At 61.7% G+C, this 12940-nt stretch carries 7 protein-coding genes, 1 tRNA gene and 1 pseudogene; 4 read left to right on the forward strand and 5 right to left on the reverse strand.

Translation table 11 applies throughout. The features are described 5' to 3' along the window. Window positions 1-364 precede the first annotated feature (364 nt). The 3 genes and pseudogenes from L6D81_RS11805 to L6D81_RS11815 form a co-directional block, all read left to right on the forward strand. Window positions 365-2770, forward strand: a complete 2406-nt coding sequence (locus tag L6D81_RS11805) for a glucose/quinate/shikimate family membrane-bound PQQ-dependent dehydrogenase (RefSeq protein WP_236179555.1) — start codon at window positions 365-367, stop codon at window positions 2768-2770. Window positions 2771-2854: 84 nt separating this feature from the next. Next, entirely contained in the window at window positions 2855-4153 is a 1299-nt protein-coding gene (locus tag L6D81_RS11810; RefSeq protein ID WP_236179557.1) for a carbohydrate porin, read from the forward strand. Between the two features lie 47 nt (window positions 4154-4200). After that, window positions 4201-4332, forward strand: a pseudogene (locus tag L6D81_RS11815) (magnesium chelatase subunit ChlI family protein); the annotation flags it as partial. Window positions 4333-4341: 9 nt separating this feature from the next. Here L6D81_RS11815 and L6D81_RS11820 read toward each other — a convergent pair. Together L6D81_RS11820 and L6D81_RS11825 are read right to left on the reverse strand one after the other, a co-directional pair. Next, window positions 4342-5556, reverse strand: coding sequence for an aldose 1-epimerase family protein (locus tag L6D81_RS11820; RefSeq protein ID WP_236179560.1), 1215 nt, complete (start codon window positions 5554-5556; stop codon window positions 4342-4344). Window positions 5557-5780: 224 nt separating this feature from the next. Continuing rightward, a complete protein-coding gene (locus L6D81_RS11825; protein WP_236179568.1) occupies window positions 5781-7976 on the reverse strand; it encodes an OsmC domain/YcaO domain-containing protein in 2196 nt (731 codons plus the stop codon). A gap of 210 nt (window positions 7977-8186) precedes the next feature. Between L6D81_RS11825 and L6D81_RS11830 the strand changes: the two genes are divergently transcribed. After that, window positions 8187-9479, forward strand: a complete 1293-nt coding sequence (locus L6D81_RS11830; RefSeq protein WP_373874303.1) for an OprD family porin — start codon at window positions 8187-8189, stop codon at window positions 9477-9479. Window positions 9480-9488: 9 nt separating this feature from the next. Here L6D81_RS11830 and L6D81_RS11835 read toward each other — a convergent pair. The 3 genes from L6D81_RS11835 to selA all read right to left on the reverse strand — a co-directional run bounded on the left by L6D81_RS11835 (window position 9489) and on the right by selA (window position 12910). Further along, window positions 9489-9584: transfer RNA gene (locus L6D81_RS11835), tRNA-Sec, on the reverse strand. Between the two features lie 6 nt (window positions 9585-9590). Then, a complete protein-coding gene (selB, locus tag L6D81_RS11840) occupies window positions 9591-11507 on the reverse strand; it encodes a selenocysteine-specific translation elongation factor (protein ID WP_236179572.1) in 1917 nt (638 codons plus the stop codon). Then, the gene (gene selA, locus L6D81_RS11845) at window positions 11504-12910 is read right to left on the reverse strand and encodes an L-seryl-tRNA(Sec) selenium transferase (RefSeq protein ID WP_236179574.1); all 1407 of its coding nucleotides are present in this window, start codon (window positions 12908-12910) and stop codon (window positions 11504-11506) included. Before selA ends, selB begins: the two co-directional genes overlap by 4 nt. Between the last annotated feature and the right edge of the window lie 30 nt (window positions 12911-12940).

Raw genomic sequence — 12940 nt, forward strand, 5'->3', positions numbered from 1 at the left:
TATTTTCCGCAACATGCGGGAAGTCTTCCTGCGATCTGCTTCTGCCTGAAGAAGGTCGCCGTGGTCACGAATACCTGAAGGTCATCTACGCGAACGATGTCTTCACGATGAAGCTGGCGCTGTTAGCCATTAGTCTAATCAGCCGAAGCCCGGGCGTGGCCACTACCTGTCAAAACTCCCACATCCCCTGGCAGAAAAGCGACTTTCAACCGCATTTCAATATCGCTTGCAGCCTCACAGGAACCTACCGTCCCCGATCCGACGCGCCTTCGAGCCGCAAACTACACTTCATTCTGATTTAGTGATTTAACTAGGTAGTTACCTAACTATATAATGCTCGCCTCATTTCAACGGGACATTCAACGTGAAGCAGAGTCAACGCCTCTCGGGCATATCAACATTCATTCTGGTCGGGCTGGGCGTGGTCATCGCTCTGCTCGGCCTGGCACTGGCCGCTGGCGGTGTGAAATTGGTCAGCCTGGGAGGCTCCTGGTACTTCCTGGTGGGTGGTCTGGCGATGGCCGTTTCCGGTCTGCTGATCGCGCGGCGCAAGCCTGCCGGTGCCTGGCTGTTCGCGGCGTTTCTGGTTGGGACCGCCATCTGGGCCGTGATCGACGCAGGACTTGTGTTCTGGCCAGTGTTCTCGCGCCTGTTCATGTTCAGCGCTGTGGGTCTGGTGGTCGCGCTGGTCTATCCGCTGCTCAAACGCGCCAATGGTGACGTTGCAGGTCGCGGTGCTTACGGCGTTGCGGCTGTTCTGGCCGTTGGACTGGCCGTGGCTGCCGGCAACATGTTCGTCGCGCACCCGACTGTCGCCCCGACCGGCACCGGCCCGGGCCTGACGCCGGTCGAGCCGGAAAAGGCGCAAAAAGACTGGGCGCATTACGGTAATACCGAGGGCGGCAGCCGCTTTGCCGCGCTGGATCAGATCAATCGCAGCAACGTCGACAAGCTGAAAGTGGCGTGGACCTACCACACCGGCGACATCGCCGAGAGCGACGGCAATGGCGCCGAAGACCAGCTGACTCCGCTGCAGATCGGCAACAAGGTGTTCATTTGCACCCCGCACAACAACCTGATTGCGCTGGATGCCGATACCGGTAAAGAGCTCTGGAAAAACGCGATCAACGCTCAGTCCAAAGTCTGGCAGCGTTGCCGTGGCATGGCGTATTTCGACGCCAGCACCGCCGTCGTCAAACCGGCCAGCTCGCCAGTGACTGAAACCCCGACCGCTCCGGTCGCCAACTGCACGCGTCGTTTGCTGACGAATACCATCGACGCCCGCCTGATCGCGGTCGATGCCGACACTGGCGAGTTCTGCCGGGGTTTCGGCAACAACGGCCAGGTCGATCTGAAGGCTGGTCTGGGTGATGTCCCGGACAGTTACTATCAACTGTCCTCCGCGCCACTGATGGCCGGCACCACCGTGGTGGTTGGCGGTCGTGTGGCTGACAACGTGCAAACCGACATGCCAGGCGGCGTGATCCGCGGTTTCGACGTCATGACCGGTGCCATGCGCTGGGCCTTCGACCCGGGCAATCCAACCGATCGCAAGGCACCGGCAGACGGCAGCACCTATGTGCGCAGCACGCCGAACAGCTGGGCGCCGATGTCCTATGACCCGGCGACCAATACGATCTTCCTGCCGATGGGCAGTTCGTCCACCGACATCTATGGTGTCGAGCGCAGCAAACTCGATCACACCTACGGCGCCTCCGTCCTGGCGCTGGACGCCAACAGTGGCGAAGAAAAGTGGGTATTCCAGACCGTGCACAACGACCTCTGGGACTTCGACTTGCCGATGCAGCCAAGCCTGATCGACTTCACCAAGGACGGTAAAACCGTGCCAGCGGTGGTCATCGGCACCAAGGCCGGGCAGATTTACGTGCTCGACCGCGCTACCGGCAAACCGTTGACCGACGTTAAAGAAGTGCCGGTCAAGGCTGCCAATATCCCCAACGAGCCGTACTCCCCTACCCAGCCGAAATCGGTGGGCATGCCGCAGATCGGCGCCCAGCACCTGACTGAATCGGACATGTGGGGCGCCACGCCGTACGACCAGTTGCTGTGCCGGATCGATTTCAAGTCGATGCGTTACGACGGCTTGTACACCGCGCCGGGCACTGACAAATCCCTGAGTTTCCCGGGTTCGCTGGGCGGCATGAACTGGGGCAGCATCTCCACTGACCCGGTGCACGGTTTCATCTTCGTCAACGACATGCGCCTGGGCCTGTGGATTCAGATGATTCCGTCGCAGAACAAGGCTCAGGTCTCTTCCGGTGGCGAAGCGCTGAACACCGGCATGGGCGCGGTGCCGCTCAAGGGCACGCCTTACGCCGTGAACAAAAACCGCTTCCTGTCGGTCGCCGGCATTCCGTGCCAGGCCCCGCCGTTCGGTACGCTGACCGCCATCGACATGAAAACCCAGAAAGTCGCGTGGCAAGTTCCGGTCGGCACCGTTGAAGACACCGGCCCGCTCGGCATCCGCATGCACCTGCCGATCAAGATCGGTCTGCCAACCCTCGGCGGCACGCTGTCGACTCAGGGCGGCCTGATCTTCATCGCCGGTACTCAAGACTTCTACCTGCGCGCGTTCAACAGCGCCAACGGTGAAGAAATCTGGAAAGCGCGTCTGCCGGTCGGCAGCCAGGGTGGCCCGATGACCTATGTGTCGCCGAAAACCGGCAAGCAATACGTGGTCATCACCGCCGGTGGCGCTCGCCAGTCGACCGATCGCGGCGACTACGTGATGGCGTACGCCCTGCCGTAAACCGCAGCGTCCCCCTTCACTTCACTTGTGCGCGGCACCTTCGGGTGTCGCGTCGTTTCATGTCCTTCGTTCTGGATTTGCGCAATGTCATTGGCTGTTCGCTTTTCTCACGCCGGGGTTTTCACCGGCATGCTGTTCGGTCTCACCTGCGGCGCTGTCCTGCCCGCTCTTGCCGACACCGATTCAAACGTGTTCACCCGCAACACCCTGACCGGCGACTGGGGCGGCCTGCGCCACCAGCTCGACGAAGACGGCATCAAGTTCACCGGTGATTACACCGGCGAAACCGCCTACAACGCCGATGGCGGCCTGCATCGCTCGGCGCGTTACTCGCAAAACATCAAACTCGGCGCGCAGTTCGACCTGAGCAAGCTGTACGGCGTGGACAACGCCGGCAAGATTCAGCTGACCATCAACGATCGACGCGGCAACAGTGCCTCCGAAGACCTGGTCGGCAACCGTTTGCCGATCCAGGAAAACTACGGCGGCCTCTACACCCGCCTGACCGAGCTGAGCTACGAGCGCAGCCTGTTGACCCCGGCGCTGAACGTCAAACTCGGCTACATGGCCATGGGCAACGACCTCGGCGGGCTGGACAGCGGCATTCTCTGCAACTTCATGAACGCCGGTTTCTGCGGCCATCCGCTGAACATGTCCGGTGGCAGCGGCTGGACCAACTACCCCAACGCGCATCTGGGTGTGCGGGTGAAATACGACCTGTCCCCGGCCTGGCAACTGCGCGTGGCCGCGTTCAATGTCGATCCGCAAAGTAACGGCAATTCCAGCCGTGCCTGGCACCTGGGCCCGAAACACACCACCGGCACCGTGGTGCCGATCGAGCTGGTCTACAAGCAGGCAGGCAAACTGCCGGGCGAGTACAAGGTGGGTTATTACTACGACAGCTCCGACGTCAAACGCATCGGCAGTGACAAGGAAGTGTCCGGGCGCGGCGGTCACTACGTCCTGATCGACCAGACCGTCTGGGCTTCGGACACCTCGGAAGGGCGCAGCCTGCATGCCTTCGGCCAATACTCGGCGGCCAGCGAAGCGGCTTCGCCGTTCAGCAAGTGGTACGGCACCGGCCTGGTTCTGTACAAGCCTTTTGAAGGCCGCCCGCGTGACACTGTGGCGTTGGGCTACGGCCGCGCAGTGCCGAACCCGCGCAGCCGCGATGTACTGCAGGACACCGCCGTGGCCAATGGCGCCGCGTTCCCCAATCTGGACAGCGCCGAACAATTGATCGAACTCGGCTACGGCTATCAAGCCACTCCATGGCTGACGCTGCGCCCGAATGTGCAATACATCATCGAACCGGGCGCGTTCTCCGGGCAGGACATCGACAATGCGTTGGTGTTTGGATTGCAGGTGAAAGCTGCGCTCTGACGCCGACGATCTCTGATCGTGAATGACTGACTTGGCCGGCCAAGTGCCGGCAGTCTCTGTCATTGCGAGCAGCCCATCGACAGCTCAAGGTCGCGCACTGGCTGGCGGACCTTGTAGCAGCCGACGGAATCGGGCCCGAACACTTGGCCGAGGTGCTGCGGTATCGGCCAAGAACGCTCCAGCCGGTGTCAGCCCTTGGTCAGGTCAACCAACGGCGCCTGCCGCACCTCAGTCTCCCGCCCGCCCTGAATCTCGCTCACCTGCTTCAAGGCCTTGTCCACGGCCGCCTTATCCGCCAACAAGCTGTAGCTGATGCGGAAGTTTTTGTGTTCCTTCGGCCCGATGGTGGGGACCAGGTTCAGTGGGCGCTGATAACGGCGGTTGTAGGAAAAACTTGTCCCCGGCTCCAGCCCGGTGACGTAACCCTGACCTTGGGTATCGGTGTTCTTCCACAGGGAAAACACCGGCAATGTTTGCGTATTGAAGCCAACCGAAACGCCCAGGCTGCCGGCCTTGTTATGCAACACGGTCAACGTATCGCCCTTGGCATCGGCATACGGCACCACGTTGTAAACCGTTTCGTCGTAGTCCTTGGTCGGTGCGCGGTAGGTTTGCCATTCAGCCAAATCGCTCTGGGCCTTGTCGTTGAACGGCGACACCTGTTTCACCGGCGCGGCAAAACGAGCGCCTTGCTCCAGAAACGGGGTGCTGAAGTTGCTGTGGTACAGCGCCTGGTATTCCTTCGGATAGTCGCCGTTGTTGGTCAGGGTGTCGTTGAGGGCGAACACGACGCTGCCCGGTTCAGTGACCAGTTCGGTGGCGACGGAGAAGTCGACTTTCTTGAACGCCTGCTCTTTCAGTTCACCGCGCAGGGTGATGGCGTACGGTGGCGTTTCATCGATGTGCAGGGTGACTTTGTTCGCCGGAATGTTGGCAGCCCGACCGTGCAGGGTCAGCAGTTCGCCGTTGTCGACGCCGGGGTGGCCGACCCATTCGTATCCGCAGCGGGTCACCAGCTCATTGAAACCCTCCAGCCAACCCAGACCGCCGCGGCCATTGAGTTCGATGAAGGACGGATTGACCACCTCCTTGACTGGCGAATCCCAACCCATTCGCACATTGCCGACCGAGGCCTGCAAGACGTTCATTCCTCGCGTCGGCACCACCGAGAGTTTCATCGTGCCGTTATCGATGTCGACAATGCTGACGCCCTCCTGCCGACCGCCATGCAAGGTACGCAGGCTGACGCTGAAGGGTTTGTCGGTTTTCACGCCGAGTTGCTGGCTGGTGATCTGCCAGTTCTGAGCGGCTTTGTCGGTGTCGAGCAGAACGTAATCCCAGGCCATGGCGTGGGAGGCAGCGGACAGTGCGCTGAGGGCAACAACGAGTTTGAGCGGGGTCATGGCAGCAGCCTTTCTTGGAGTTGTAACCTTTTTTATAAACGTGATGAAACGTTTCAGCAAGCATAAAAAAAGCGACGCAACGGCGGTTCCAGGAAAGGATCGGACAAACCGCAAATCGCAGACCGCCAGTTGATGGGCTCGAAGGCCTTCTTTCATCTTCGCATCACAAAAACAAACGCCCCGAACAAGTCGGGGCGTTTGTCGTGTGCGCGCTGCAAAAACAATCAACCCGCGACGTGGGCTCGCGCCGCGTGCAGTTTCTTGTAGCTCTCGATCAGGCGCAGGTGTCGATCCAGCCCTTCCAGCTTCATGCTGGTGGGCGTCAGACCGTAGAAGCGCACGCTGCCGTTGACCGAGCCGATCGCCGCATCCATGCGTTCGTCGCCGAACATGCGGCGGAAGTTGGCTTCGTAATCTTCCAGCTGCAGATCCTCGTCCAGTTCCATTTCCAGCACGACGTTGACTGCTTGATAGAACAGACCACGCTCGACCGTGTTGTCGTTGTATTGCAGAAAGGCTTCGACCAGATCCTTGGCCTGCTCGAACTTCTGCAAGGCGAGGTAAATCAGCAGGCGCAATTCCAGGATGGTCAACTTGCCCCATGGCGTGTTGTCGTCGAACTCGATGCCGATCAGCGTGGTGATATCGGTGTAGTCGTCCAGCTCGCTGTGTTCCAGGCCTTTGACGAGGTTGCGCAGGCCGACTTTGCTCAGGTTGTGCAGGTTGAGGATGTCGGCACGGAACTGCAGCGCTTTGTTGGTGTTGTCCCAGATCAGGTCTTCTACCGGGTAGATCTCCGAATAGTCCGGCACCAGAATACGGCAGGCCTTGGCGCCGATGTGCTCGTAGACCGCCATGTAGACTTCCTTGCCCATGTCTTCGAGGATGCCGAACAGCGTCGCGGCATCTTCGGCGTTGGAGTTTTCGCCATTGCCGGAGAAGTCCCACTCGACGAATTCGAAGTCGGCCTTCGCGCTGAAGAACCGCCACGACACCACGCCGCTGGAATCGATGAAGTGCTCGACGAAGTTGTTCGGCTCAGTCACGGCCTGGCCCGAGAAGGTCGGCTGTGGCAGGTCGTTGAGGCCTTCGAAGCTGCGGCCCTGCAGCAACTCGGTAAGGCTGCGTTCCAGCGCCACTTCGAAACTCGGGTGCGCGCCGAACGAGGCGAACACGCCACCGGTGCGCGGGTTCATCAGCGTCACGCACATCACCGGGAATTCACCGCCCAGCGATGCGTCCTTGACCAGCACCGGGAAGCCCTGCTCTTCCAGCGCCTTGATCCCGGCGAGGATGCCCGGGTATTTCGCCAGCACCTCTTGCGGCACATCCGGCAGGGCCATTTCGCCCTCGAGGATTTCGCGCTTGACCGCCCGTTCGAAGATTTCCGACAGGCACTGCACCTGGGCTTCGGCCAGGGTGTTGCCGGCGCTCATGCCGTTGCTCAGAAACAGGTTTTCGATCAGGTTGGACGGGAAATACACCACCTCACCGTCGGACTGACGCACGAACGGCAGCGAGCAAATGCCGCGCTGGGTGTTGCCGGAGTTGGTGTCGTACAGGTGCGAGCCGCGCAGTTCGCCGTCGCGGTTGTAAATACCGAGGCAATATTCGTCGAGGATCTCTACGGGCAACTCATCTTTGGCGCCCGGTTTGAACCAGCGCTCGTCTGGATAATGCACAAACTCGGCATTGGCGATCTCTTCGCCCCAGAACTGATCGTTGTAGAAGAAGTTGCAGTTCAGCCGCTCGATGAATTCGCCCAGCGCCGAGGCCAGCGCACCCTCTTTGGTCGCGCCCTTGCCGTTGGTGAAGCACATCGGCGACTGCGCATCGCGGATGTGCAATGACCAGACGTTAGGCACGATGTTGCGCCACGAAGCGATTTCGATCTTCATGCCCAGGTCGGCCAGAATCCCCGACATGTTGGCGATGGTTTGTTCCAGCGGCAGGTCCTTGCCGGCAATGCAGGTGCCCGCGCCTGAGGTGGAAACCGGCATCAGCAAGGCCTGGGCATCGGCGTCGAGGTTCTCGACTTCCTCGATCACAAACTCTGGCCCGGCCTGCACCACCTTCTTCACCGTGCAACGGTCGATCGAGCGCAGGATGCCCTGGCGATCCTTCTCGGAGATGTCCGCCGGCAGCTCGACCTGGATCTTGAAGATCTGGTTGTAGCGGTTTTCCGGATCGACAATGTTGTTCTGCGACAGACGAATGTTTTCAGTCGGGATATTGCGGGTGCTGCAGTACAACTTTACGAAGTAAGCCGCGCACAAGGCCGACGACGCCAGGAAATAGTCGAACGGACCCGGTGCAGAGCCATCGCCCTTGTAACGGATCGGTTGATCGGCCACCACCGTGAAGTCATCGAACTTGGCTTCGAGTCGGAGGTTGTCGAGAAAATTGACCTTGATTTCCATGCGGGTTACCAGAATAGCGGGCTAAACAAATTGGCCGCCATTATCCGGCTTTTGAGCGTGAAGTCTTGTGCTTTGAGCAATCCATCCTGAGCCGGCCGGCGGAACATGACGCTTGTTCACACATTCAACTCAGCACATGCGCTCAATCGCCGGCAGCCGATCCGCGTGAACATGGCGTCATCTTCCGCCAATCCTGGTTGCTGACACATGATGGTTTTATCCAGACCGCGCCTCGCGCTGGCCTTACTGATTGGCGGGCTCGCCGATACCGCGTGCGCCAGCGATTTTCTCGATGACGCCAAGACCGAAGTGCTCAGCCGCAACTTCTACCTGAGCAACGATTACCGCTCGCCCTCACCCGCCGAAAAAAACTACAAACAGGAATGGACTCAAGGGTTTATCGGTACTTTCGCATCCGGTTTCACGCAAGGAACCGTCGGATTTGGCCTTGATGCCCACGCCTTTTATGGGTTCAAACTCGATGGCGGCAAAGGGCACTCCGGCACCGGGCTGTTGCCGGTGGACAGCGATGGTCGGAGCGAAAGCGAGTATTCCAGCGCCGGCGGTGCGCTGAAGCTCAAGGCTTCGAAAACCACCCTCGCCTTCGGTGAAATGACCGTGGAAACGCCGGTGTTCGATACCTCGGACAAACGCCTGCAACCGGAGTACGCCACGGGTTTTCTGCTCGACAGCCGCGAAATCGATAGCGCCCGCGTTGTGGCCGGGCGCTTCACGGCCTTCAAGAATCAGGACAGTTCCTCCGGCAAAGGCGACTTTCAGGGCTATGGCGCCAGCACCCAAGGCGAAAGCATCAGTTTTGTCGGCACCGACCTGTTCAGCGACAGCCCGCTCAGCGGCGCGCTGTATGCGTCAGAGCTGAGCGACACCTGGCGCCAGTACTACGCCAACCTGCATTTCAAACAGTCCGGGCTGTTGCTCGATGCCAACGTCTACCACACCCGCGACACCGGGCAGGCGCTGGCCGGCGACATCGACAACACCGCGTTCAGCCTCTCGGGCAAATACACCTTTGGCGCCCACGCGGTCATGCTCGGCTGGCAACGCATCAATGGCGACACGCCGTTCGATTTCGTCGGCGGCGACTCGATCTACCTGGCCAACTCGATCAAATACGCCGACTTCAACGGCGCCCACGAACGCTCCTGGCAAGCACGTTACGACCTCGATCTCGGCGCCTTCGGCATTCCGGGGCTGAATTTCATGACCCGCTACGTGTCCGGCAGCCACATCGACGGCACCCACGCGCCCAGGGGCGGCGCCTATAACCCGTTCGATGCGGACAGCGGTCAATACCAGCCACAGCAAGGAGACGGCGGCAAACACTGGGAACGCGACATCGATCTGCGCTACATCGTCCAGTCCGGCGCGGCCAAGGATCTGTCGGTGCAACTGTCCCACGTGTCGCACCGGGCCAACAGCGCCCAGGCGGGCGACGACATCGACCGGATCTACGTGGTGATCCAGTACCCGCTGGGTTTTTGAAGGGCAAATTGGCGGAAGGCAGCCGGAGTCGAACCTGCCCGGGAACGGATGCCGTCCCCAACCGGGTTTGAAGCCCGGCCGCGCCACCGGGCGCGATTGCCTTCCTTGAACTCAGTTCGCGCCGGAGTTCGCCAGCGCACTGTCGGAGCGGATTTGCCGGCCTTCGCCGACACGCCGGGTCAGGCCCAGCCGGTCGAAGTATTCGAGGATCTGAATACTGCGCTTGCGTCCCAAGCCTAGCGCATCGCGGAACGCCGTGACTTCGATCTGCGGATTTTCCTCCGCCAGGCGCAGCAGCACCGCCGCCATTTGCCGCAGCGTGATGTCCGTGACAAACAGGTCGCGCACCACTTGGTGCATCACGCCAAGGCGCGCCAGTTTGCGCAGCAGCAATCGGACGGTCGCGTCTTCCTGATCGACGACTTTCGCCACGTCACGGACCCACGGCGGATCGAAACCGGCCTGTTCGAACAACGGTTGCAACGCCTGCCACAGGGTTTCGTCGTCGGCGCTCAGGCGCACCTGATGGTCGGGCAAGTGCAACCATGGGCCGCTGGCGACCAGCGAGCCGGCAACGAGTAATGCTTCCAGCAGGCTGATGAAGGTCGCGCGCTCAAGGCTCAAACCGCTGAAGCGCCGCAGACGGTCGCGATCCGGGCCCATCTGATCGGGCTCCATCTCATGAAAGCGCGCCAGTTGTTCCAGCAAGGTGAACTTGAGCATGCCCCAGCGCTGCGCATTGAACAGCACCGGCCCTTGCCGGGTTTCGATCAATCGGACGTTGTCCGGCAGCGTCCAGCCGTCACGCGGACGATTGAACTGACGCTCCAGGCGTTGCGGGTCGAGGCCGCTTGCGCTGTACTCCAGCAACGTCGGCAAGGCCTGTTCCAGCTCGGCGCTGATCGCCAGTGCGCGCAGTTGCGCCAGCCGTTCCGGGCTGCGCCGCTGGCGGGCCGGGGCGAAGGGATCGAGCACGCGACCACCGCCGAGCGTGCGCTGGGCGCTGGCATCACGCAGGATCAACGGATCACCGTTGACGCCGTGCACGGGGACGTTGGTCAGCAATTGCGCAAACATGCGCTCGCCGGGTGCCAGACTCGAACCTTCCAGCAAGGCGACCCGGGCGATCACGTCCTGCGTGCCCAGATGCAGGTGCACCGGCTGAAAATGCTGAAAAACCCGTTCGCCCGGCAGCAGCTGGAATTCGATGTCCAGCCGCTGGGTCGGCGCGTGCAGCCATTGGGCAAGCAACCATTGGCCACGATGAATCTGCCCGAGCTCCAGACGATCCGTGCTGATGTTCAGGGCCACCCGTTGGCCGGCGAAGGCTTGTTCGGCGGCCTGATTCTGCGCGTGCAGGCCTCTGACCCGTACGGTGTTGCCCGTCGGGCCCAGACTCAGCTTGTCACCCACCGCAACCAAACCCGAAAGCGCCGTCCCCGTCACCACGATCCCGGCACCGGCGACACTGAATGCCCGGTCGATCGCCAGACGAAACCCGCCTTCGCGACTGCGCGCCTGTATTGCACCCTGCGTCTGCAACAACATCTGGCGCAGCGCATCGACACCCTCGCCGGTCACGCTGGAAACCGTCAACAGCGGCGCTCCGGCATAGACCCCGGACGCCAGCAGGCTTTCAACTTGCCGGCGAACCTCTTCCACCCTGCCCGCCTCGACCCGATCACACTTGGTGATCGCCACCAGCGCCCGTGGAATGCCCAGCAACTCGACAATCGCCAGATGCTCGCGGGTCTGCGGCATCACCCCGTCATCCGCGGCCACCACCAGCAACACCAGATCGATACCCTGCGCGCCGGCCAGCATGTTGTGGGTGAATTTCTCATGGCCCGGCACGTCGATGAAACCGGTCAGCCCGGCGTCAGGCGCCAGTTCGGCGTACAGATAACCGAGGTCGATGGTCATCCCGCGTTCGCGTTCCTGCGGGCGGCGGTCGCCGGTTTGCCCGGTCAGCGCTTGCAGCAGTGACGTCTTGCCGTGGTCGATGTGCCCCGCCGTGCCGACGATCACGTTTGCAACTGCCCGAGTTGCGCCTGCCAGGCCGGTTCATCGTCGAGTTGCCGCAGATCCAGCCACAACGCGTCGTCATCGAGGCGCCCGAGCACCGGGACCGGCAAGGCGCGAAACGCGGCTTCCAGATTCAGCAGGCAACGTCCGCGCAGGCGTTTCGATACTTGCGGGCGCAGGCACAATGCGGCGCTTGGCAGGCGTGCCACCGGTTGGCTGCCACTGCCGATCATGCCCAGCGCCGGTATCGCCGTCACGGTCCAGCCCTCGCCCAGCCGTTGAGACAAGGCCGGTTGCAGGCGTTCGGCCTGGGCCAGAATGTCGGCTTGCGGCCGAGTCAGCAGGCGCAGGCTCGGCAAGCGCTCGGCCAGCCGATCGGGGTCGCGGTAGAGCCCGAGCACCGCTTCCAGTGCCGCCAGGGTCAGTTTGTCGACCCGCAACGCACGTTTCAGCGGGTTCTTCTTGATCTTCGCGATCAAGTCCTTGCGCCCGACAATCACCCCCGCCTGCGGCCCGCCCAGCAATTTATCGCCGCTGAAGGTGACGATGTCGGCGCCATCGAGCAGTGCCTGGCGTACCGTCGGTTCCGCCGGCAAGCCCCAACGGGTCAGGTCCAGCAGACTGCCGCTGCCGAGGTCTTCGAGCAGCGGCAGACCATGTCGATGGGCCAGCGCCGCCAGTTCGGCAGTCGGCACCCGAGCAGTGAAACCTTCGATGCTGTAGTTGCTTGCGTGCACGCGCATGAGCAGGCCGCTGCGTGGGCTGATAGCCGCCTCGTAGTCGCGGGCATGGGTACGATTGGTGGTGCCAACCTCGTGCAGGCGCACGCCGGCGCGGCTCATGATGTCGGGGATGCGGAACGCGCCGCCGATCTCGATCAGCTCGCCCCGGGAGATGATGCCTTCCTTGCGCGCGCCGAGGCTGTTGAGGCTCAGCAATACGGCGGCGGCATTGTTGTTGACCACGGTGACGGCTTCGGCGCCGGTGAGTTCGCGGATCAGGCCTTCGATCAGGTCGTCGCGGTCACCGCGCTTGCCGCTGGCCAGATCGAATTCGAGATTCAAGGGATAGCGCGCCGCGAGTTGCACGGCTTCAATGGCCTCTTCGGGCAGCAAGGCCCGGCCGAGGTTGGTGTGCAGGACTGTGCCGGTCAGGTTGAACACCCGGCGCACCTGACTGCGCTGCTTCAGTGCCAGGCGTTCAGACACCCTTCCGGCCAGGGTTTCAGGGCTGATTTCAACGGCGGTCAATTGCCCGGCCACCACCGCTTCGCGCAACTCATCCAGTAACTGGCGAAACCCCGTCAACAGGGCCTCGCGTCCGTAACGCTCGGCCAAGGGCTGGCACGCGGGGTGGCGCAACAGGCTGTCTATCGACGGTAACCGCAGGGCAACACTCACGGACATCAGGCACTCCCGAAATCGAAATACGCCTGA

This window comes from Pseudomonas sputi, from assembly GCF_021603585.1.
Lineage (GTDB): Bacteria > Pseudomonadota > Gammaproteobacteria > Pseudomonadales > Pseudomonadaceae > Aquipseudomonas > Aquipseudomonas sputi.